Genomic DNA, 20,712 nt, shown 5'->3' with positions numbered 1-20,712 from the left:
TGGGCTACAACATGCGCCGCGTTCTGAACATCGTCGGCACAGGGGAACTGATCAAACACCTCGGCAAACGGGCTGCGACCGCCGCCTGAGGAGGCAAAGGAGTGCCCAGGGAGAGGCAGTCAAAGCCGACCGGATGCGAAAAGGACGGCCAGTGGCTAAGAACCCAAAAGCGGCCTGGCCATCTAAAAATAAAATCCTCCTACCTTAGCCCCCTCTCCCGCATCCCAAAACCAGTCCTAGAGTTGCCCTGTTCACTTCTCAGCGAGTTTTGAAACAGTCTGGCCAGGGCGTGGGGTTTGAGAGGTGCCGATGCCAAGATAAAGCTCGCCCACTCGCTGGCGCGAGCAGCCACACGTAGCTGTGCCCGCCAGGGCGTGGAGGTTTGGGATGTGTCGAAGCCAGGAGAAAGCTCGCCCACTCGCTGGCGCGAGCAGCCACAGGAGGCTTCACTCAAACACAAAGGGCAGGCCCTGGGCTGTCATGAGGTCGCGTTCTTTCGCCAAGTACTGGTCGGCGAGTTTGGCGAAAGCACCTTCTTTTTTCATGCGGGCGAGGGTTTCATTGACCTGGGTCTTCAGCTCGTCGCGGTTCTTTTTTAGACCGACGGCCCAGACTTCTTCGCGGATGGGGCTCAGCAGGGCGCGGGTGCGATCGGGCTGCTGCTCGTGGTAGTTCATCACGGAGACCTGGTCATACACCCAGGCATCCACGGTGCCATTCACCACCTCCAGCACGCAGGCGGCATCGGTATCCAGCGCCACCAACTTAGCCTCGGGCAGCTCTGCCCGGCACCATTGCTCCCCGGTGGTGGCGACGCGCACGGCCAGTTTCCGGCCAGGGGTGCGGAGGTCATTCACGGATTGGACGGTGGAGTTTTTCGCGGCCAAAATGGACAGGCCGGTTTTGACATACGGATCCGAAAAATCAATGGACTGGCGGCGCTGGTCGTTGGCGGTCAGGGAGGAGATGATGAGGTCGATCTGCCCGGACTGGAGCGCAGGGATGAGGCCATCGAAGCTCATGTTTCGGTACTCCACTTTCTTGCCCAGCGTCTTGCCGATCTCATCGCCAATGGCGACGCTGACGCCGGTGACTTTACCCTGGGGGTCCTTGAATTCAAAAGGGGGATAAGTGGCATCCAGGCCGATGACCAGCACGTCTTTGCGTGAGCAGGCCGTCAGGGTGAAGACGGAGGCGAGGGCGAGGAGGGCGAGACGGATGGCTACGGTGCGCATGAGGATGCATTACGCAGCAGAATGAGTGCACGCGCCACAGGAGAAATGGCGGCTAGTGCCAAAGGATGTCAGGCGACGGTGGCCAGCATCTTTTCCATGCGCTTGCGGGCAGCGGCAGCTTTTTTGTCTTCCCCCTGGTTTTCCAGCAGGGCGATGTAATCCAGACTGACTGCCTCATAACTGACGACTTCATCGTGCAGGTGATGCTCGAGAATGCGCAGGCTGTGCTCGAAGTTTTGGATGGAGGCGGCATTGTCCCCCAGCTCATGATTGGCGGTGGCCAGGTTGCAATGGGACTGGGCCACATCCGGGTGATCTCCGCCCAGCAGCTGCGTGCGGATTTCCAGAGCCTCGGTGAACATTTGCTTGGCCTGGTCCGGGAATCCGGCGGTGTAGTAAAGACTGCCCAGGTTGTTATAAACGGAGGCGACTTCTTCGGTTTCGCGGCCGCGTTTGGCCTCCAGGGTTTCCAGCGACCGCAGGTAATGCTGCTCCGCCAGGGCAAATTTGCCCAGGCCTTTATAAATCATGGCCAAGTTGTTGCGGAGCTGGGCGGCAGTCTCCTCACTGGGTGGGGTCAGGGCTTCGTAGTCACTGATGGCCTGTTCATAAAGCGGGATGGCTTCGGCCTCACGCTGGCTAAAATCCAGCAGCGTGGCCAGTTGGGTGCGCACGCGGGCGACTTCAACGGGGGGGATGGTCGCTCGCCCGGAGATCTCCAGGGCTTCGCCATAGCTGGCCTCGGATCCGCTGACGTCTCCCATCTCCCGCTGGATGTCGGCAAGGACTTGCAGGCCGGCGAAGAGGCGGGGAGCCTCCGCAGGATCATCCTCCACGGCCTCCCGCAGACCAGACAGGGCACTGGTGGCAGCGTTCAGCGCCTCCTCCAGACGCCCTTCACTGAGAAGTTTGGCAGCATGATTATCCAGCAGATTGGAAAAGCTCGAAAGACTCGCAGACACGGTATTTGGTCGGGGGGTTGGGAAAAATCAGCCTAACATCGCGGATAGGGCCATTCTACATCAAGAAAAAAAGAAAGAATGCAGTATGTGAGACGCCTCAATAAGCATTGTCGCGCTTAAAGAAGGTGAGGAACATGATTTGCAGGTCCAGCATCAGGCTCCAGTTTTCCAGGTACCAGAGGTCACAGCGGATGCGTTCCGCCAGATCCGTATCCCCGCGCAGGCCTTTCACCTGGGCCCAGCCGGTCATCCCAGGCTTGGCGTGGTGGCGGGCATTGTAATGGGGGATCTCATGCTTGAAGGCGGCGATCAGCTCCGGCCGCTCCGGGCGCGGACCGACGAGGCTCATCTGCCCTTTCAGCACGTTCCAAAATTGCGGCACCTCATCAATGTTCCATCGCCGCATGAAAGCGCCTACCTTCAGGCGGCGGGGATCATCCGCAGCGCACCATTGGGGTCCTTTGCCCGCTTCCGCATCCAGCTTCATGGAGCGGATCTTGATGATGTCAAAAGGCACGCCGTTCATGCCCCAGCGGCGCTGATGATAAAAGATGGGACCGCCGGATTCCCACCAGACCATGAAGCCGAAAAAGGCGATCAATGGCGCGCTCAAAGTCAGGCCGACAAGGGCACCTGCGATGTCCAGCGCGCGCTTGGCCAGGACGTTCAGTGTGTTGTCCAGCGGCAAACGGTTGACGCCTAGCACCGGCGTCCCGGCGATGGTTTCCAGCGAAAGACCGGAGACGAAAATGCGGAAGACGGAGGGGGCGAGCTTGAACTGGATCATCTCCCGCTCACAGAGGTTCGCCAGCTCCACCAGGTGCTGACGGGGGAGGTCGGCGACGATGATCATATCCACTTCATGCCGGGCGATGACGCGGTGGATGTCCTCCAGATAGCCCACCAGCGGAATGTCTGAGGGGGGCGGCGGTGCTTCCCGCCAGCCGGAGGCATCCACCCAGCCGATGAGGTCAAAGGCATGCGCGGTGTCACTGCTCAGTGTCTGCCACAGTCGCTGGGCATCCTCATTCCAGCCGACGAAGAGGGTGCGCTGCTGGAGCGTGTGGATACGCCGTGGCCGATGCAGAAAGGCATTGAAGATGATGCGCCAGCCCAGCAGCAGCAGCAGGGCGCAGGCACCGTTGAGGGCGACATAGACACGGGAGATGGCCGGCTGCATTTTTAACGCCAGGGTCAGGGCCAGGAAACCCAGTGTCCAGATCAGCACGGCCTTGGCCATTTTGGAGGCGATCCATCGGTTCCGCAGCAGGACGTTGCGGTCATAGATGCCCTGCCAGCCGAGGGCCAGAAGCAGCGTGAGCGTGCCCAGGGTCATGTGGCCGGTGTATTGGCGCAGGGTCAGGTCATCCCAGTTTCCGAAGTCTTTGAGGGAATGAAAGCGCAGCCAATACGCACCGTATCCGGCCGCGACGGCCATGATTAAATCCCCCAAAATGGAAACCAGTACCCACAGGTGCGGAGAGGCCGTCTCCTGCAACCGCCAGGTGCGGCGTTCCTCCAGCTTTTTTAGCAAATTACCTGTCATCGGTCCCGGATGGCCTATGAAAAGGCGGTCCGAGCTGGACGGAGGTTGGCTGGCAGACGACATGACTGAGGTATGGTAATTGTAAACATAGCCTCAAAACTGTTCAAAAATCAAGTCGGCAGAATATTTTTTAGAAATATGAGAGTCTTGTATGCAACATTTATCAAACGTGAGAAAATGGTGTGACATTCACGTGAGAGATTCAACGCTAGGAGACCCCAGGCTTGGTGGAGATCGGGTTTCCAAGCAGTGGGTCTTTACACTCTCTTCATTTCCCGCGTGATCGCAGCGCCTGCATCGGCATTTTGGAAATGGGCGATGCCCACGGCCAGGGCGTCCGCAGCGTCCGCCGGGGGTGTTTCACGGAGGCGTAGCATGGAGCGGATCATGAAGGCGACCTGTTCTTTTTGAGCTGCGCCACGGCCCACAGCGGCCTGTTTCACCTCCTTGGGTGCATATTCATAGATGGCCATGCCGTGCTCCGCCGCAGCGATGAGGCAGGCAGCGCGGGCGGTGCCCAGGACGATGGCGGTCTTAAAACTCTGCACATAGATGGTGGCTTCGATGGCGCAGACGGTGGGTGCATGCTGGCGGATGACATCGTGCAATTGCTCCCGGATGGCCACCAGGCAGCCGGAATGGAGGAGCTTCGGGGAATTCGAAATCACCCCGTAGGCGATGGCTTTCATCTCCCGTCCGGTCTTTTCCACAATCGCCCAGCCGGTATTGCGCAGCGCGGGATCGATGGAGAGCACGCGCTCCGTGATGGGAGCGGGGGCGGCTGGACGGGGGATGGGCATGGAGAGGCGGCGGAGGAAGGGTCCTCACGATTTGGATACTTAATGTTAGGCAGTTAGGGGGCGGCCTTCTGCCAGGGGCATGAGGCTCCGCTTTTTCACCACCTCTTTTTCTTCGGCTGGCCCCAGGAGGCACCGATGCGGAAGAGCTTGTCGATGGAGACCGCGCCCGATCCATAAAGAAGCAGGGTCACGGAGATGATCATGTAAAGCCAGCCGACCTCCGTGTAGGAAGGGCCTGCCATGGCGATGACACCGATGGCCACAGGCATGAAGACCACGGCAAACAGGCGGGTGAGAAAGCCCAGGCACCAGCTGACGGCGACTGCGGCCACGATGATGGCCATGGTCGGGGCCAGCAGCGTGGGGTAGGGCAGCCCGGCATCGCTGAAGGCTTTTACCCAGTCCCAGGCCTGCTCCTTCCACAGAAAGTCATAGGCACCCTGGGCGGCCTGCCAGCCGTGGCGTGTCAGCAGCAGTGCCCCGGCACCGATGCGCAGGATGACGATGGTTTTAAAAAGACTGCCCCAAGGGGATTGGTTTGCGGCTGGATTGCCACCGATGTGCTCGATCATGAAATTTAGATGTCAGGGGAAAGGAAGATGATGTCACCCGGCTCAGGCTCGGCTTTGTCTGCGGCTTCCAGGCTGGAGTAAAAGCGGCGGTTGCCTTCGCGGATGACGTAAACAGTGCGGTTGGTGGAGCCCAGTTTACGGCCTCCGGCCACGGTGACGGCTTGCTGGATGCTCATGCCATCCCAGGCAGGGATGAATTCATCCTTGATGACGTCTCCAGTGATGGCGACGACGGGCACATCCTCCACGGAAAGGACATGGATGGTGATGGGGCGTGTCACACGAAGGCCAATGCGGAAGGTGCCTTTGAGCGCCTCCACCGCCTCTGGTAATGTGGCTCCGCCGATCTTGGCGCTGCCGATTTCGCCAAAGTTGATCACGCCTTGGGCGTCGATCATGGCCACACCATTATAGATGCGGTTGGTGGAGCGGCTTCCTTCATAAACGTGCAGGCGCAGGGTGTGGCCATAGCCCAGGGTGCCACGGGCATTGAAGGGCAGCTTTGGATCATCCTCCGTGGCTTTATCGCTGTCCGGCATGCCCGGCAGGATACTGGTGACTTTTTTCAGCGTGGAAAACTTGGGCAGAGACGGCAGCGGGATCTTGGTCACGTCCGGTGTGAAACGTTTCACCGTGGCGCAGGCGCTCAGGCCCATGAGGATAGCCAGTGCAGGCAGCAGATTTTTGGAAAAGGAAGGCATGGGGAAAAGAAGTGGATTCAACTAGGACGGGCTGTCAGCGGCCATTTTTCATGAAGCATGTGGGCTGGCTCTTCAGATAGCACAGGGAGACATGGACGCCGCGTCTGGAAATGACAAGGCCAACGTCAGCGACGTTGGCCTCTTGTCCTGATAAAAGGAGGGGAATTCCAGCCAGCAGGATCAGGCCGCCATTTTCTGCATGCCGCTCTGCACCAGGAGCTGGGCCAGATCCGGCATGTAACGGACGATTTCGTTGGCCAGCACTTCCAGACGGGCATCGGAATTCCAGCCGCCGCGTGGACTGCGGTCCTTGTCGTTCATTTCTAAGTTCATGATAGTGGTGAACACCTGGGTGTCGCTTTGAAGATCGTGTTGCGTGGTCATCGGTGTAGAATGAGGTTAGGCGGGCAGTGGCAGAGCCATCACTTCGCCGTCTTGAATCATGAACTTCCTCCGCGTCAGCAGCCCATCCTTCATCTTCGCCTCGATCGCCTGGCTGATCAGCAGCCGTGCGGCCTCAGCTGGACTGCTCCCGTATGTGCCATCGAGGGTCAAATCCTCCAGATACATCTTGATCTGGGGAGTGACAGCGATGGTCATCGAGACCGAATCGAAGCTGTTTGAGGGGCGCGCCATGGGATAAAAACCCGGAATTAATGGCATTAAAACCCATCCAACTTGTTTGTTCAAGTTGGAACTGGATTATTTTGGGGTTTTAATCGGGTTAAAACCCACCTAATTAATTAAGATAAGTTAAGTATATCGTCTTTTTCACGCTTTGGCGATGGATTTTCCTGCGACCGCCGTTCTTTCTGCCCCATGAAAAACCAACTCATCATTTCTCTCGTGGCCGCCCTTTCCCTCAGCGCACAGGCTGAAGACGGCTGGCAAACCTGGTTCAAAGACGGTCTGGACGACGCCAAAGTCGTCAGCGGCCAGGCCACCTATACTGTCGAAAACGGTATCCTCACCGGCACCACGGTGGACGGCAGCGGCAATACCTTCCTGGCCAAAGGCCCTTTCAAGGACTTCGAGCTCGAATTCCAGGTGAAGACCGCTGATGAGCTCAATTCCGGTGTGCAAGTGCGCAGCAAGCTGGCCAAAGAAGGCGACCCTGTCCTGGAAGGCAGCAAAAGCGGCAAGCCCCTCCCGGCTGACCGCCTTTACGGCCCCCAGTGCGAGATCGCCGTCAACGGCACCGCTGGTGATTTCTATGACGAAGCCCGTCGTGGTACCTGGTGGAGCATCCTGACGAAGACCGAAGCTGTGCGTACGGAAGAAGCCAAAGCCGCTTTCAAAAAGGGCGAATGGAACCACTACCGCATCGTCGTCAAAGGCGACCACTACCAGAGCTTCGTGAACGGTGTGAAAACCGCTGACTTCACCCAGCCGAACGATCCTGAAGGCTACATCGGCTTCCAGGTGCACGGCATCAAAAAGGGCAGCGGCCCTTTCAAAGTGCAGTGGAAGGAAGTGAAGTTCAAGGCGCTGTAAGACAGGCGCAGGCGGCTTTTATTTTGAGCTGCCATTTTGAAGCGGAGTCAGGTCTAGGTACCTGCCTCCGCTTTTTTGTGTCATCATACCCGCATGTCTGACCTTCTTTCCCAGGCCCGCAGCGCTGCTGAAAAAGCCTATGCACCGTATTCGAAGTTCCAGGTCGGCTGTGCTGTGGAAACGGTGGCCGGAAAGATCTATACCGGCTGCAATGTGGAAAATGCCAGCTACGGCCTAACCGTGTGTGCGGAAAGGAATACGCTATTCCAAGCCGTGGCCGCTGAAGGTCCGGGGATGAAGGTGGCGCGGCTTTCCGTCATCTGCCTGGGCCATGAATTCCCACCCTGCGGTGCCTGCCGCCAAGTCATTGCGGAATTTTCCCTGCCCGGTGGTCGGACGGAGGTCACCTTTCTCCAGCAGGGTCAGCCTGTGACCCGCACCATCGCGGAGCTGCTGCCGGAGGCGTTTGGGCTGTAAGGCGGTTGCTGGCACTGAGCCTGACAACCGCCCGCGATGACTTGCCCGCACTTCAAGCCATCTGCATCTTCGTGAAGGCGTGGCCTTCGTTTTGGTCGATGCGTTCTGGACGGCCCTTGTACTTATAGATGAGGCGGGTGTGGTCCACGCCCATGAGGTGAAGGATGGTGGCGTGGAGATCGTGGACGTGCATTTTTTGATCCACAGCGCGTAGGCCGAGTTCATCCGTGCTGCCGATGACCTGGCCACCTTTGATGCCGCCGCCTGCCATCCACATGGTGAAGCCGGTGGGGTTGTGGTCGCGTCCGTCGCCGCCTTCGCTCATCGGTGTGCGGCCGAATTCGCCACCCCAGATGATGAGGGTTTCATCCAGCAGGCCACGGGATTTGAGGTCCATGATGAGTCCGGCGATGGGCTTATCCGTCTGGCCAAAGTATTTGCTGTGGTTGTCCTCGATCTTGTTATGGGCATCCCAGCGGCTGCCAGCGCCTGAATAAAGCTGCACAAAGCGCACACCACGCTCCACCAGACGGCGGGCGAGGAGGCAATTGCGGCCAAAGGTGGCGGTCTTCGGATCATCCAAACCGTAAAGTTTTTTGGTGGCTTCGGATTCCTTGGCCAGGTCCACCGTTTCTGGGGCCTCGGCCTGCATGCGGAAGGCCAGTTCATAGGCCTTGATGCGGGCATCGAGCTGGCTGTTATCCGTGCGGGATTCGCCATAGTGGCCGTTCATTTTGCTGAGGAAATTCAGCTTGGCGCGCTGGCGCTGATCACTGATGCCCTTGGGCGTCATCAAATTGGCAATGGGGGTGCCATCGGGATCAAACTGCACGCCCTGATAGACGGCGGGCATGAAGCCGCTGCCCCAGTTGCGCACGCCGTTGACCACCTGCGAATCGCTGTCTTTCAAGACGACGAAAGCGGGCAGGTTTTGATTCTGTGTGCCCAGGCCGTAGTTCACCCACGAACCCAAGGAAGGACGACCCCCGAAAATGCTGCCGGTATTCATCTGGCAGACGCCACCCGCGTGGTTGATGCCATCGGAGACGCAGGAACGGATGACGCAGAGTTCATCGGCCACCTTGGCGGTGTGGGGCAGCCAGTCAGAAATCCACATGCCGCTCTGGCCATGCTGTTTCCATTCACGCTTGTCCGCCAGCAGCGGGGCGCGGCTTTCACCCATGGCCGTGATGACCTGGCCAAAGCTGGGCGGCAGTTCTTTGCCCTGAAGTTCTCTCAGCAGCGGCTTGGGATCAAAGGTATCCAGATGGCTAGGGCCACCTTCCATGAACAGGAAGATCACGCTCTTCGCCTTGCCCATGCGATGGGCCAGCTTGGCGGACATCGGGCTGCCGGCCTGGCCGCCTTCATCCCCCAGGGCGGCGGAAAGGGGATTTTCCCCGAGGAGGTAAGAGAGCGCCAGGGCTCCAAATCCTGCACCGCCACGGCGCAAAAAGTCACGGCGATTGGTCAGTACTTCGTGGTGGGGGACAGGAATCATGGCGGAGATAGAGAGGTTTACGTCACAAGGCGGCAGGAGTTGACGATTGGACATGTTTTTTTACAAATCGTACAAAGGAGGCTTGGGTTGCGCATTTGAGCAGGCTCGCTAGACTCCGCTTCCTTCGTTTTTTAAACCAACCCCATCCATCCTATTATGTCAGACATCGCACTCGCCAAAGGAGAAAAGTTTCTTGAAGACAACGCAAAAAAAGACGGCGTGACCGTCACCGCGAGCGGTCTGCAATATAAAGTGATCACCGAAGGCACAGGCAAGAGCCCATCCGCCACGGATACGGTGCTGGTGCACTACGAAGGCACGCTGATCGACGGCAAGGTCTTCGACAGCTCTTACAAGCGGGGGGAGCCCATTGAATTCCCTCTGAACCGGGTGATCGCAGGCTGGACCGAAGGTGTGCAGCTCATGAAAGAGGGTGCCAAATATCGCCTGTATCTGCCTTCCAAGCTAGCCTACGGCCCACGCGGCGCCGGACGTGACATCGGACCCAATGAGGCGCTGATTTTTGACGTGGAATTGCTGAAAGTTCGGTAATTTCGGGTTCCCGGCTGCAAAGCTGCTATCACCACGCATTTGACAACGCAGTGAGTCTGCGTAATCTCGCGCCCCCTGTTGCGGGGGATCAGGCAGTTTTCGATGATGCGCCGGGCCCATTGCAAAGGAAAAAGACGTTTTAGCACCCCACACGATTATGCCCAAGAGGACCTACCAAGCATCCAAGCGCACCCGGAAACGCCAGTTCGGTTTCCGTAAACGCATGAAGACTGAAAATGGCCGCGACATCCTGCGTCGCCGTCGCGCCCGTGGTCGCAAGCGTCTCATGCCCGTGGGCGTGGAAATCCATTATAAGCGCCACGTGCAGCAGCACGCCTAGAGCAGGCAGGCCCGCCCATGCGTCTTCCTTCCCGCCTTCATTTGAAGGAGTCCCGCGATTTCGCGCGGATCAAGGAGAAGGGGCGCAGCCAGGCGGGCCGCTTTTTTGTCCTGGCATTGCTGCGTGATGACTCTGTCGCTGATTTTCAGTTTGGTCTGGTCACCAGCAAGCGGCTGGGGAAGGCCGTCGTGCGCAACCGCGTGCGGAGACAGCTCCGGGAGATTATCCGGGCACATCGCGCAGAGATCGCTCCTGGGTGGCAGTTTGTCACCATCGCCCGCTGGCGGGCTGCGGACGCGGACTTTGCCGACCTTGAGCAAGATTGGCTCCGTTTGGCCAAGCGCCAAGGACTTCTCTTGAAACCTGCGCCTTCCGCTCCATGAAATGGCTCGTCCGCATCCTCATCCGTGGTTATCAGAGCTTCATTTCTCCTGTCCTCCATTTCATTACCGGTCCCGCTTCGGGATGCCGGTTCACTCCGACCTGCTCGGAATACTTTCTTCAGGCCGTGGAAAAGCACGGAGTCCTGCAGGGAAGCTGGATGGGGACGAAACGCATCCTCCGTTGCAATCCCTGGGGCGGTCAGGGGCATGACCCAGTGCCGCCCATCGTTACAAAAGGGGAACGCTCTTCTCACGGACATTGCCCCGAATGCAGTGTCCAGTCTGCCCCGCCCGAAGTCCGCCCCGATGCGTCAGAGCAACGCTGAATACTGAATTCGGATCATTTTCCTCTCACACCTTTAATTTCTCAAAAAAGCATGGATCGCAAAGCCTGGATCGTCATCACTCTCTGTAGCATCGGCCTGGCCGTGAACTACTGGTACGCCACTAAAAACCAGGAGGCCATCGCTGCCCAGCGTGCTTTGGAGGAGGCGAACAAACCGAAGGTCACCCAAGTGGAGCCTGCCAGTCCAGGCGTTGCGACGACTTCGACCGACGGTGCCGCGACCACGACGCCAACCCTGACGGCGGCCCAGCCGGACGCTGTGGCCGCAGCAACGGCGAATCTTCCTGAAGAAAAGCACACGATCGTCAGCGGCAGTGTCACTTATCATTTCACCACCAAGGGGGCCGGTGTGGCCCGTGCTGAACTGGGTGCCGGGGATAAAATCACCCTCAATGCAGCCAACCGCCGCACGCTGGAGCCTGTGGGTGCCCTCCGCCGTGAGGCCACCGGGCTGGACCTGATCGCCTATAAGATCATCGAGAAAAATGAAAAGAGTGTGACCTTCGAAGGCGTCTCCCCGGATGGCATCACCATTCGCAAGGCCTACCGCCTGACTGAGGGTGAAAAGTCCGATGAGCACCTCCTGGCCCTCGTCGTGACCCTGACGAATACTGGCACGCTGCCTCATAAGTCCGAGGAATACTACCTTTATACGGGTGCGGCTGTCAGCATCAGCCCTGAAGAAGTGTTGAAGCCGAGTTTCTTCTGGAATGACGCGGGCGATGCCGGTCATAAGGACACGCATTACTTTTCCAGCGGCTGGTTTTCGGAAGAAAAAGCCGAGCACCGCGCCAGCCACACCCGCCTGCGCTACGCTGGCGTGATGAGCCGGTTTTACGCAACCATCGTCAGCCGCGTGACCCCAGGTGGTGACAAGCCGGGTAAGATCTGGGCCGATCGGTTTCTCGTGGATCACAGTGGAGACAAGTATGCGCATGAAAACGCTGCCAAGAATGATTTTGGCATCGAATCCGCCATGAGCCTGCCGCCCGTGGACCTGGCTCCAGGTGCAAGCATGACCGAGCAGTATGAGATCTACCTCGGCCCCAAAGAATACGTCCGCCTGAACAAGTTGGAAGGCCAGCGGGACTTCATCATGTTTTACGGCATGTTCAGCTGGTTCAGCAAAGGGCTGAATGTGGTCATGCGCTGGATGCATGACGTCAGTGGAAACTGGGGCGTGGCCATCATTCTCCTGACCCTGGTCATCCGCACCGTCCTCTGGCCGCTCCAGTCGAAGGCACAGTATTCCATGAAGCGCATGGGACTGCTGGCCCCGAAGATGAAAGAACTCCAGGCCAAGTACAAGGACGATCCACAGAAGCAGCAGGTGGAAGTGATGAAAATGTACAAGGAATACGGCGTGAATCCCGTGGGTGGCTGCCTGCCCATGCTCATGCAGATCCCCATCTTCTTTGCCTTTTACAGCGTGCTGCAAAACGCGGCTGAGCTGCGCGGCCAGGGCTGGCTGTGGGTGAAGGACCTGTCCATTTCTGACACCATTCACACCTTTAATTTCCCATTCTCGCTGCCGCTGATGGGCACGGACTTCGACCTGAATCCGCTGCCGCTGATCATGGGCGTGACGATGATCCTGCAGATGAAGCTGACCCCGCAGCCAGCGACGATGGACAAGAGCCAGAAGATCATGTTCGCCGTGATGCCGTTCTTCTTCCTATTCATCTCGTATAACTTCGCCGCTGCGCTTTCGCTTTACTGGTCCACGCAGAACCTTTTCGCCATCTTCCAGAGCCGAATCATGAAGCTCTACATGAAGGAGCCGACGCTGGAAAAAGTGGAAGCAGCCCCCAAAGGCCCGCCTTCGAAAAATCCCTTCTTCAATCCGATGAATCCGAATCAGAAGGAGAAGAAGACCAAGCCGAAGAATCCCAAGCTGGGCGGCTAGGCGCAACGAGAGACTGGCTTTTCATGGGTGGTCATCATCTCATGGAAAGCCATTGGCGGGGTTACCAGGCTAAATTTGCCGGAGAATCCCCACAGTTCGTCATTGAGGCGGGAAGGAATCGGACGTACTTACCCCTACGCGCCATGACTCCTCTCTCTCACGCCCGCCAGATTGTGGATACCATGCTGGGATACCTCGGCTTTACCGTGAAAATCGATGAGCTGGAAGGGCCGGACGGGCCAACACTCCAGCTCCACACGGAGGATTCACAACTACTCATCGGGCGGCGTGGTGCCACGATGGAGGATATCCAGTATCTGGTGAACCGCATCCTCCAGCGGCATATCCCCCAGGCTCCGCGCATCCGTGTGGACATCGAATACTTCCGTTCCATCCGCGAGGACAAGATGGTGGAGCAGGCCCGGGAAATGGGCGACCGCGTGCGTGCTACTGGCCAGACCCAGACCCTGGACCCGATGAACAGTTACTACCGCCGCCTCATCCACAACGTTTTTGTCAATGATCCAGACGTGCAGAGCGTGAGCATGGACGGTGGTGACAGCCGGTTTAAGCGCATCATCCTGAAAAAGCGGGAGTAAGTCGGGCCGCACAGGCTGCGCTGCTGGTTGCTTGCTCGTTTCCGGCTGAAGTCGGGACTACAAAACGGGGGGCCAGCTGCTCGCTTGTGAAAAATTTCACAAATCCCGGTTGCCCCATTCTGGCCTAGCCGGATACTGCGGCGTATGGCTTCAGAAGTCCAGTATCTCCCCGGCAAAGAACCGCACTCCCGCGAGAAGCGGCTTATCTTCAAGAACATCGACCGTGTCGGCTACGATCCGTCCATCGAATGTTATCTGAATGATGGGGGCTATGAGCAGCTCAAAGTCGCGCTGACGATGGAGAAGACGGCCATCATCAATGAAGTGAAAACCGCCGGGCTGCGCGGTCGTGGCGGTGCAGGTTTCCCTACCGGTGTGAAATGGGGATTCATCCCGCCCACCAACACCAAGCCCGTGTACCTCATCTGCAACGCGGATGAATCCGAACCCGGTACCTTCAAGGACCGCTACATCCTGCATCAGGATCCTCATCAGCTCGTGGAAGGCATGGCCATCGCCTGTTTCGCCACCGGTGCCAAGCTGGCCTACATTTACATTCGCGAAGAATTCCCCCACGCGGCCAAGATCGTGGAAAAAGCCATCGCCGAAGCCCGCGCTAAAGGCTTCCTGGGAAACAACATCCTCGGCTCTGGCTTTGACTGCGAAATCTATGTCCATCGCGGTGCCGGTGCTTACATCTGCGGTGAAGAGACCGGACTGATCGAATCCCTGGAAGGCAAGCGCCCGTATCCCCGCATCAAGCCTCCGTATTTCCCTGCAGCCCTCGGTTTATACATGTGCCCCACCATCGTGAACAACGTGGAGTCCCTCTGCCACGTGAAGCACATCATCCAGATGAGCGGTGCGGAATACGCCAAGCTGGGCACGCCTAACAACACCGGCACCCGCATCCTCTGCGTGAGCGGCGACGTGCAAAAGCCTGGCTACTATGAAGTGGAAGTGGGCAAGGTGACCATGGGAGAGGTGATCAATGTCCTCTGCGGCGGTCTGAAGCCGGGTCGCACCCTGAAGGCCATCATTCCTGGCGGCAGCTCCGCCAAGGTCTTGCGTGCCGGTGAGAAATTCAAGCTCAAGGACGGTCGTGAGCTCACCATCATGGACATCCCCATGGACTTCGATACCATGGCCGCCTGCGGTTCCATGGCGGGCTCCGGCGGTGTCATCATCATGGATGACACCCGCAGCATGAGCTGGGTCATCAACAACCTGAACAACTTCTACGCCCACGAATCCTGCGGCCAGTGCACCCCCTGCCGCGAAGGCAGCCTGTGGATGAAAAAGCTCAGCGACCGCATCGTGGCTGGTACCGCCAGCCCGGATGACGTGGACACCCTGGAAAGCGTGGCCAACCAGATCGAAGGCAAGACCATCTGCGCCTTTGGCGAAGCCTGTTCCTGGCCGACTCAGAGCTTCATCAAGAAATTTGGTGATGAACTGAAAGCCGGGTGCAAACCCGAACTCGTCGGCAAGATCGTCTCCGAAGAAGGCCTCGTCGCCGCCGCCGGCCTCGCTGTGTAACACCGGAGAGCGGACGCCCTCGTCCGCTAACCATGGAGTGCCGACGACCCGTCGGCATTCATAAAAACTCATTCGTCGCCGTCCGCCAACCCCCGTCCCAAAACGGCGTGCGCGATTCCAAAACACCTCGCGAACCCGCATTGACGTGCACCGTATCTGCCTTCACTTTTGATGGCATGGCCACGTCCTCCAGCCCGATCCCCTCACCGGACGGCCCAGCTTCATTCAGGCTGAGCGAGTCGGGCCCGGACTACGGGCGGCTGGCGCAGCCCTTAACCGACAGCGAGCGCGCGGCATCCAGAAAGCGACTCGACCAGATGCATCCGGGGAATCGTTTCCGCCTGATGGCTGGTCTGCCCTTGTTGCCCGAGTCGCCGCCCGAAACGACGTCCCACTGATCCCTCTGACCTGTCTGGGCATCGGATTTGATGAAGAAGGATTTCTCTCATCCAGCTTTCTACGGCCCCTGCCTGGCGGTGCGGAGGCAAAGCCATTTTTGGATGTGGAACGGCGGGTCGTTTACAAGCTGTTCGATCTTCGTGAAACGGGTGCCTTGGGAAAGAAACTGGCCTTTGAATCCACCGCGGACGGTTCATGGATGACGGTCCCCTGTGACGCCACCTTAGATGACACACTTGAAAAATTATGCCTCCTGCATGAGGCGGGCGCATGCCCCACCGAGATCATCGGGCTGGCCGCGACGGGGGATTACCTCATCGCCAAACAACCACTCTGTCAGCCCTTTGCCAATTTGGAAGAAGACCGCAGAACCGCGGCGGAGTCCATCAAAGCCGTGATGACTTCATGCTTCCTCGGTCGTGAAGTACGTGTGTTTTGGGCGGATGGCCGGGCCTGGTGTCTCGGGGATCTGCATCAGGGAAACATCATGCGGGAGGTGGATGGCACACCGACCATCATTGATGCCTTGATCGGTGCACTTCCTCCAAACGTTATTCGGTCGCTGGCTGCTTTGCAGACGGCTATCCACCGGTCACGGCTTTGGTGGGAGACTGGAAACCTGATTTCAGATGATCCCTTCTCGGGAATTGCCGATGATGAACTGTGAGCATTCATGAACAAAAAAGAGGGACGTGTTTCCACGCCCCTCTTGGATTCATCAGCCTGAGATCACTTGGTCCAGAAGGAGTACAAGCTGCCCTGAGTCAGGTGAAAGCGGAACTTCACAGGCTTACCACGCACGCCATCCAGAGTCGGAGCGTCTTTCCATTCGACGAGCTGCTGGGTGGAATCCCCTGTGATGGGTTTGCAGTTTGCTAAGGTGTAAGGAGCCACGACTTGGCCATCTTCATCCAGCACTTCCACCCTGAGTTCACCTTTCGGAGCCGCGACGTTGACGAAAAGTTGACGACTGGTAAAGGCCACCGGTTCTGTGGTTAGGCTGCCCGCTTGATCGCCTGCATCCATGGAGGCGAATCCATCCCGGCGCAGCACCGCCATGCCCACGGATGCACCGGTATACATGCCCCCTGCGCCATTCGGGGCGATGCCGGAATAGCCGGTATAGGGAAACCAGATTTCATCTTCCTTAACGATGCAGACACCGGTGGTGCCATGGATATAGGCGCGATCCCAGTCACCTTCCTTGCGGGTGGCGGCGATGAAGGCCCGGCGGTCAGGGCGGTCCCAGTGGAAACCATCACGGCTGAAGCCGAGCTTGATCTCGGTGATTTTTGGGAACTTTCCTTCATTGCAAACTTTGTTATCTGGACCCAGGTGGATATAGAACTGACCGAGCATCAGGCTTTCATACGCGACGGCGTTCAGGCTGTAGAGCTGGGCCGGATCACCAATGGCGGCATCGGGTTCATCCAGTTTGTCGGCATTGCACCAAAAGACGGATTTGCTCCAGTCAGCCCCTTTGATGAAGTCCTCGTTTTCAGAATACCAGCGGTTGCGCCCATGAGTGCCGCCTTGCTTGATGCTGAAGCACCAGACCTTGCGGAAGGGATTGTAGAAAAAGGAACAGTAGTCGCCAGCCTTACCGGTATTCACACCTTGTGACCAGACCTTGCCATTAGGGGAGGTCTGCAAAGTGTGGGGCAGGGGACGGCGGTCTGTGAGGAGCTTGACTCGCTCCATGGGATCCTTGGCATTCACATCCAGCCAGACGCTGTTGTCACCGCCCGCCCAGGCGCTGCCTGGAGGCAGGAGGATGTTGCCACCGACGGTGCCCATATTTGGGCGGGTCCATGTGAGCAGGTCCTTGCTGGTGGCCATGGCCAGACCACCACGCCAGCCAGCGGTGTAAAACATTTTATACAGGTTCTCCTTGGGATCGTGAAACACACCTCCATGGCCGAGGTAACAGACGGCCTGATCATTGCCCTCCAGCTTCACTGGCTCCAGTTCATCCTTGGTCTCCGGTTTGAAGACAGGATTTTTCTCGTGCTTGCGGGCCTGGTGCCAGGTGCGCTTAAGGTCAGTCTTTTCGATGAGGAAATCATCCACAAAAAGCTGCCGCTTCGTCTGAATGGGAAACACTTTCGGTTTATCCTTCAAATACGGTACAGGCATCGGCTCATAGCTTTTGGCATCGCCGTTTTGAGGTGGCCACTCCGTGGGCAGCTCGATGCCGTTGTAAAGGCGGCCAGTGATCTTGGGACCAGTGGCCTTGTTGACCAGCATCTTGGTTTTTGAAGCTGGCGTCACCAGTTTTCCTGCCAGGATATCAGCCTCGGTAAAACGATGCATGATGATCTCCCGCTCGCTGCCACGACCACGATCATGGAAGATGCTAATGCTGCCATCGGGAGACTGGAAGCCATCCGGATAAGAGACGCCATTGCGCTCATCCAAGAGCAGGCCGCCTTTCCAGGTCGCACCTTCATCATCTGAAAGGAAGGCAGTCATGTGGCTGCGGCTTTTGAGGGTTTCATCAATGCCACCATTTTTGATCAGTACGATGTTTCCAGAGATTAGACGGCGGATGAAGAAACGGGCACTGAGATTTTTGATCTGCGAAAGCTGCGGCTCTGTCCAGGTGCGGCCCTGGTCGCTGGAGAAGCTTTCGGAGATGCCCTTGCTGGTGCGGGCGAGCATCCAGAGACGCTTGTCCTTGAGCTCCACCACCATGTGTTCATCGAAGTTCGTGTGGGGAAACATCACTCCACCACGCCGTGTCCAGGTGCTGCCTTTGTCTGTGGAGACAAAGACATTGGCCATGCGTACTTCGTCGAGGTCGCTATAGCCATTCTCTTTGAGTTCCGCCACCCCGATGCGGTCACGTGTCCAGAGGGAGATGGGCAGCATCCATTCGCCATTGCTGAGGACCGTGGGTTTGTTCAGCGTCATTCCATGCCAGATGCGGCGTGGCTCTGACCACACAGGTTTGTCATCATCAGGATTGTCACAAGTGATAGCCCAAAGACCGGCACGTCCGTCGAACATGGAAAGCGACTGATCATAAAACAGCCACAAGCGGCCTGTGGGATCTGTCCAGAAATTCCCCACCAGCGCACTGATTTCGAGACCGGTCGGTGCATCCGGTGGATCAATGACCAGGCGCGGCTTGGACCAAGTCTGGCCTTCATCATCGCTGCTCGCCGCCACGAAGTATGCACGCGGGCTGTCACCCCCGGAGACCCAGGCGGCCCAGATGCGGCCCTTCGGCGTGCGATCCGCGCCGATGATCATGGCATAGTCCCGCTGCTCATCGGAGTATTCGGGACCGGGGTTGGTATTGATGAACACAGGCTTCAGCGGCAGGTCCAGAATGGACTGGGGCAGGGCATCATCACTTTGGGCGACGGCGCTCAAGGAGCTGAGAAACAGGAAGGCGAGACAGAGCTTCATGGGTTGGAGCATGGGGATGTGAAGGGGATGGGCGGAAGAATTGGTGGCAGGGTCGGCGGACGGCAGGCCGTCTTTAAGAAGGCTTTGCGGCTTTGACGTTTTTGAGGAAACCCTCACGAAGGAGGGAAAGGTCTGAATCGATGGCCAGCCAGGAGAACCCGAGGGCGCGCATCTTTTCGAAATCTTGTGGCTGCCGCACCAGGATGCCGCTTTCTTTGCCTTGCTGTCTGGCGGCTTCGATGACGGTGCGCAGGCAGTCCTCGTAAACGAGGGTGCTCTTCCTGGCTTTGATGTCGTGGCCGAGATCGGCTGGCCCAACAAAAAGCGCGTCTATGCCGTCCACGGCGGCGATCTCCTCCGCTGCGGCTACGCCCTGGACCGTTTCAATCTGGGCCAGGATGACGGGCACTGGTGTGTTCTCGCCCGGCGGGTTTAAACCATAGTCATAGGTGCGGACGGTGCGTGAAAATCCGCGGTGCCCACGAGGTGAATAATGGGCCGCTTGGACGATGGCCTCTGCTTCAGCCGCGGAGTTCACATGCGGGACCATGATGCCGAAAGCCCCCCAGTCCAGCACCCGGGAGATGAGGTCGGGATAAGGTGCCCCCACACGTACGATGCCCCGTGTTTTTGTCCCGCGAAGAGCACGCAATTGGTTAGGCAGTGCGGCCTCGGATTCACAGCCGTGCTCCAGGTCCAGCAGCACCCAGTCGAAACCGCAGGCGGCGGCGAGTTCAGCAATGACGGGCGAGCCAATGGAAAGCCAGGTTCCGGTGCGGGTGGGGAAAGGGGTGCTCATAAGTGTGAAAGTGCGATGGAACGAGGTGAAAGAGAAGGCGTCATGGGAGAGTGGCGAGCTTGCGATCTTCACGCAATCCACTGACGGCCGTCTGGATGCGGTCCAGAGTGAGCTGGCGCAGATCCGCACCGGAACTGCCGGAGCCGATGAGAAAGAAGCCATCCGTGCGGTCAAAGTAACCTGCGCCTACGCGGATCACAGCCTTCACGATCATGTTCCGTAGCAGGTGCAGCCAGAACCGGCGGCGATAGTCCAAGGGCAGCGGCTTGATGCGAGTGTACCCCGCCAGCGCCTGGGTGATCACCGTGCCATCGTAAAAGCAGCCTAGCAGGGAGAGGTCATCCAAAGGGTCCCCTGAAATGGCATCATCCCAATCAATGAAGGCTGCGATTTCATCCTCCGTGCCGAGGATGTTCCAAAGCGCGAGATCCTTGTGCACCAGACAGCCGCAGGCAAGGTCCAGTAACGTTTCGTGATCCTGGATCACCTGGCGGATTTCATCAGCTTGGTCAGGCAGTAGGAACTCGCGCCGTGTGAGGAAATCGAGGTGCGTTTCCAGGTTCAGTTTAAAGTAACTGGCATAGGTCAGATGAAAGCCTTTGAGGCCATTGTTGCCGGATTGAAATGGACCGTAATGCTCCACCGGCACATCCTGCCAGCGGGCCACAGCGGCACCGATCTCGCGGGCCATGCGTGGCAGATCCAGCCTCCCTTGTTTATGCCAGTGATTGAGATCTGGATGTGGAACCGCCTCCATGAGCTGCCAGGCGAAGGGCACCTCACAACGGCTGGCATCCACGTCAATGACGCGCGGCGTTTTCACCCCCAGGGCGCGCACGGCCTCCTGGATGCGTGATTCTGTTTCGATGTAATCATCCCGCTCAGGTCCGTCTTCGATGCGCACAAACACATCTGAACTGCCGATCCGAGCGACGAAGGTGCGATGATTGCCCTGTCCGCCACCGTCTTTTAAATCAATGGTTAGGCCGGGCTGCCGCGCTTGCAGCAGGGCCAGCACCTGCGGGTGCAGGTCCGCTGCCGAAGACTGCACTTCCGTGCCATGAAAAGCCGCCGGGCGATCACACTTCCAGTAGTAGACTTTTTCCCTGAGCGGGACAGAACTGACGGGTGGGAGCTCTTGAATCAT

22 protein-coding genes are annotated in these 20,712 nt (G+C 58.2%); 10 read left to right on the top strand and 12 right to left on the bottom strand.

What is annotated here, in order from left to right; genetic code table 11:
• Positions 1-446: 446 nt before the first annotated feature.
• The 8 genes from EI77_RS18310 to EI77_RS18275 form a co-directional block, all read right to left on the bottom strand.
• Positions 447-1,235, bottom strand: coding sequence for a transporter substrate-binding domain-containing protein (locus EI77_RS18310; RefSeq protein WP_133796743.1), 789 nt, complete (start codon positions 1,233-1,235; stop codon positions 447-449).
• 68 nt (positions 1,236-1,303) lie between these two features.
• Positions 1,304-2,197 carry a tetratricopeptide repeat protein gene (locus tag EI77_RS18305; RefSeq protein WP_133796742.1) on the bottom strand — a complete coding sequence of 298 codons (894 nt, stop codon included), beginning with the start codon at positions 2,195-2,197 and terminating at the stop codon, positions 1,304-1,306.
• A gap of 97 nt (positions 2,198-2,294) precedes the next feature.
• On the bottom strand, positions 2,295-3,806 hold the full coding sequence (locus tag EI77_RS18300; RefSeq protein ID WP_133796741.1) for a sugar transferase: 1,512 nt from the start codon (positions 3,804-3,806) through the stop codon (positions 2,295-2,297).
• Between the two features lie 194 nt (positions 3,807-4,000).
• Complete coding sequence (gene ruvC / locus EI77_RS18295; RefSeq protein WP_133796740.1) at positions 4,001-4,543, bottom strand: crossover junction endodeoxyribonuclease RuvC; 543 nt, start codon at positions 4,541-4,543, stop codon at positions 4,001-4,003.
• A 95-nt stretch (positions 4,544-4,638) separates the two neighbouring features.
• Entirely contained in the window at positions 4,639-5,115 is a 477-nt protein-coding gene (locus EI77_RS18290; RefSeq protein WP_133796739.1) for a DoxX family protein, read from the bottom strand.
• A 5-nt stretch (positions 5,116-5,120) separates the two neighbouring features.
• The gene (locus tag EI77_RS18285; protein ID WP_133796738.1) at positions 5,121-5,816 is read right to left on the bottom strand and encodes a polysaccharide biosynthesis/export family protein; all 696 of its coding nucleotides are present in this window, start codon (positions 5,814-5,816) and stop codon (positions 5,121-5,123) included.
• Positions 5,817-5,996: 180 nt separating this feature from the next.
• Complete coding sequence (locus tag EI77_RS18280) at positions 5,997-6,200, bottom strand: hypothetical protein (RefSeq protein ID WP_133796737.1); 204 nt, start codon at positions 6,198-6,200, stop codon at positions 5,997-5,999.
• A 15-nt stretch (positions 6,201-6,215) separates the two neighbouring features.
• Complete coding sequence (locus tag EI77_RS18275) at positions 6,216-6,452, bottom strand: hypothetical protein (protein ID WP_133796736.1); 237 nt, start codon at positions 6,450-6,452, stop codon at positions 6,216-6,218.
• Between the two features lie 183 nt (positions 6,453-6,635).
• Between EI77_RS18275 and EI77_RS18270 the strand changes: the two genes are divergently transcribed.
• Together EI77_RS18270 and EI77_RS18265 are read left to right on the top strand one after the other, a co-directional pair.
• Positions 6,636-7,310 (top strand): 3-keto-disaccharide hydrolase, encoded by a 675-nt coding sequence (locus EI77_RS18270; protein ID WP_133796735.1) that lies wholly within the window; start codon positions 6,636-6,638, stop codon positions 7,308-7,310.
• 93 nt (positions 7,311-7,403) lie between these two features.
• Positions 7,404-7,787 carry a cytidine deaminase gene (locus EI77_RS18265; protein ID WP_133796734.1) on the top strand — a complete coding sequence of 128 codons (384 nt, stop codon included), beginning with the start codon at positions 7,404-7,406 and terminating at the stop codon, positions 7,785-7,787.
• Positions 7,788-7,839: 52 nt separating this feature from the next.
• On the opposite strand, the gene EI77_RS18260 is transcribed toward EI77_RS18265, so the two are convergent.
• A complete protein-coding gene (locus EI77_RS18260) occupies positions 7,840-9,288 on the bottom strand; it encodes a DUF1501 domain-containing protein (protein ID WP_133796733.1) in 1,449 nt (482 codons plus the stop codon).
• Positions 9,289-9,444: 156 nt separating this feature from the next.
• On the opposite strand from EI77_RS18260, the gene bamJ reads away from it, so the two are divergent.
• The 8 genes from bamJ to EI77_RS18220 all read left to right on the top strand — a co-directional run bounded on the left by bamJ (position 9,445) and on the right by EI77_RS18220 (position 16,019).
• Positions 9,445-9,840, top strand: coding sequence for a BamJ family beta-barrel-assembly machinery protein (bamJ, locus tag EI77_RS18255; RefSeq protein ID WP_133796732.1), 396 nt, complete (start codon positions 9,445-9,447; stop codon positions 9,838-9,840).
• 157 nt (positions 9,841-9,997) lie between these two features.
• Complete coding sequence (gene rpmH / locus EI77_RS18250; protein ID WP_133796731.1) at positions 9,998-10,180, top strand: 50S ribosomal protein L34; 183 nt, start codon at positions 9,998-10,000, stop codon at positions 10,178-10,180.
• Between the two features lie 17 nt (positions 10,181-10,197).
• On the top strand, positions 10,198-10,563 hold the full coding sequence (gene rnpA, locus EI77_RS18245) for a ribonuclease P protein component (protein ID WP_133796730.1): 366 nt from the start codon (positions 10,198-10,200) through the stop codon (positions 10,561-10,563).
• The gene (gene yidD, locus EI77_RS18240; protein ID WP_133796729.1) at positions 10,560-10,889 is read left to right on the top strand and encodes a membrane protein insertion efficiency factor YidD; all 330 of its coding nucleotides are present in this window, start codon (positions 10,560-10,562) and stop codon (positions 10,887-10,889) included. Before rnpA ends, yidD begins: the two co-directional genes overlap by 4 nt.
• A gap of 51 nt (positions 10,890-10,940) precedes the next feature.
• Entirely contained in the window at positions 10,941-12,815 is a 1,875-nt protein-coding gene (locus EI77_RS18235; protein ID WP_133796728.1) for a YidC/Oxa1 family insertase periplasmic-domain containing protein, read from the top strand.
• A 143-nt stretch (positions 12,816-12,958) separates the two neighbouring features.
• Positions 12,959-13,414, top strand: coding sequence for a Jag family protein (locus tag EI77_RS18230; protein WP_133796727.1), 456 nt, complete (start codon positions 12,959-12,961; stop codon positions 13,412-13,414).
• Positions 13,415-13,558: 144 nt separating this feature from the next.
• On the top strand, positions 13,559-14,953 hold the full coding sequence (gene nuoF, locus EI77_RS18225; protein WP_133796726.1) for an NADH-quinone oxidoreductase subunit NuoF: 1,395 nt from the start codon (positions 13,559-13,561) through the stop codon (positions 14,951-14,953).
• 496 nt (positions 14,954-15,449) lie between these two features.
• Positions 15,450-16,019 (top strand): hypothetical protein, encoded by a 570-nt coding sequence (locus tag EI77_RS18220; protein WP_133796725.1) that lies wholly within the window; start codon positions 15,450-15,452, stop codon positions 16,017-16,019.
• 62 nt (positions 16,020-16,081) lie between these two features.
• On the opposite strand, the gene EI77_RS18215 is transcribed toward EI77_RS18220, so the two are convergent.
• From EI77_RS18215 to EI77_RS18205, 3 genes are all read right to left on the bottom strand, one after another.
• Positions 16,082-18,766: an exo-alpha-sialidase gene (locus EI77_RS18215; protein WP_208300404.1), complete on the bottom strand. Its 2,685-nt coding sequence runs from the start codon at positions 18,764-18,766 to the stop codon at positions 16,082-16,084.
• Positions 18,767-18,839: 73 nt separating this feature from the next.
• Positions 18,840-19,565, bottom strand: a complete 726-nt coding sequence (locus tag EI77_RS18210; protein WP_166647351.1) for an HpcH/HpaI aldolase family protein — start codon at positions 19,563-19,565, stop codon at positions 18,840-18,842.
• A 40-nt stretch (positions 19,566-19,605) separates the two neighbouring features.
• A complete protein-coding gene (locus tag EI77_RS18205; RefSeq protein ID WP_166647350.1) occupies positions 19,606-20,712 on the bottom strand; it encodes a phosphotransferase family protein in 1,107 nt (368 codons plus the stop codon).

The organism is Prosthecobacter fusiformis (genome assembly GCF_004364345.1).
Taxonomy (GTDB): domain Bacteria; phylum Verrucomicrobiota; class Verrucomicrobiia; order Verrucomicrobiales; family Verrucomicrobiaceae; genus Prosthecobacter; species Prosthecobacter fusiformis.
The sequence above is the reverse complement of the archived record's forward strand: the minus strand, read 5'-3'. Positions and strand labels throughout refer to the sequence as shown.

Coding starts and splice junctions, on each gene's coding strand:
- EI77_RS18310 (WP_133796743.1), bottom strand. CDS start 1,235: ATGCGCACCGTAGCCATCCGTCTCGCCCTCCTCGCCCTCGCCTCCGTC.
- EI77_RS18300 (WP_133796741.1), bottom strand. CDS start 3,806: ATGTCGTCTGCCAGCCAACCTCCGTCCAGCTCGGACCGCCTTTTCATA.
- ruvC (WP_133796740.1), bottom strand. CDS start 4,543: ATGCCCATCCCCCGTCCAGCCGCCCCCGCTCCCATCACGGAGCGCGTG.
- EI77_RS18290 (WP_133796739.1), bottom strand. CDS start 5,115: ATGATCGAGCACATCGGTGGCAATCCAGCCGCAAACCAATCCCCTTGG.
- EI77_RS18285 (WP_133796738.1), bottom strand. CDS start 5,816: ATGCCTTCCTTTTCCAAAAATCTGCTGCCTGCACTGGCTATCCTCATG.
- EI77_RS18280 (WP_133796737.1), bottom strand. CDS start 6,200: ATGACCACGCAACACGATCTTCAAAGCGACACCCAGGTGTTCACCACT.
- EI77_RS18275 (WP_133796736.1), bottom strand. CDS start 6,452: ATGGCGCGCCCCTCAAACAGCTTCGATTCGGTCTCGATGACCATCGCT.
- EI77_RS18270 (WP_133796735.1), top strand. CDS start 6,636: ATGAAAAACCAACTCATCATTTCTCTCGTGGCCGCCCTTTCCCTCAGC.
- EI77_RS18265 (WP_133796734.1), top strand. CDS start 7,404: ATGTCTGACCTTCTTTCCCAGGCCCGCAGCGCTGCTGAAAAAGCCTAT.
- EI77_RS18260 (WP_133796733.1), bottom strand. CDS start 9,288: ATGATTCCTGTCCCCCACCACGAAGTACTGACCAATCGCCGTGACTTT.
- bamJ (WP_133796732.1), top strand. CDS start 9,445: ATGTCAGACATCGCACTCGCCAAAGGAGAAAAGTTTCTTGAAGACAAC.
- rpmH (WP_133796731.1), top strand. CDS start 9,998: ATGCCCAAGAGGACCTACCAAGCATCCAAGCGCACCCGGAAACGCCAG.
- rnpA (WP_133796730.1), top strand. CDS start 10,198: ATGCGTCTTCCTTCCCGCCTTCATTTGAAGGAGTCCCGCGATTTCGCG.
- yidD (WP_133796729.1), top strand. CDS start 10,560: ATGAAATGGCTCGTCCGCATCCTCATCCGTGGTTATCAGAGCTTCATT.
- EI77_RS18235 (WP_133796728.1), top strand. CDS start 10,941: ATGGATCGCAAAGCCTGGATCGTCATCACTCTCTGTAGCATCGGCCTG.
- EI77_RS18230 (WP_133796727.1), top strand. CDS start 12,959: ATGACTCCTCTCTCTCACGCCCGCCAGATTGTGGATACCATGCTGGGA.
- nuoF (WP_133796726.1), top strand. CDS start 13,559: ATGGCTTCAGAAGTCCAGTATCTCCCCGGCAAAGAACCGCACTCCCGC.
- EI77_RS18215 (WP_208300404.1), bottom strand. CDS start 18,766: ATGAAGCTCTGTCTCGCCTTCCTGTTTCTCAGCTCCTTGAGCGCCGTC.
- EI77_RS18210 (WP_166647351.1), bottom strand. CDS start 19,565: ATGAGCACCCCTTTCCCCACCCGCACCGGAACCTGGCTTTCCATTGGC.
- EI77_RS18205 (WP_166647350.1), bottom strand. CDS start 20,712: ATGATTCAAGAGCTCCCACCCGTCAGTTCTGTCCCGCTCAGGGAAAAA.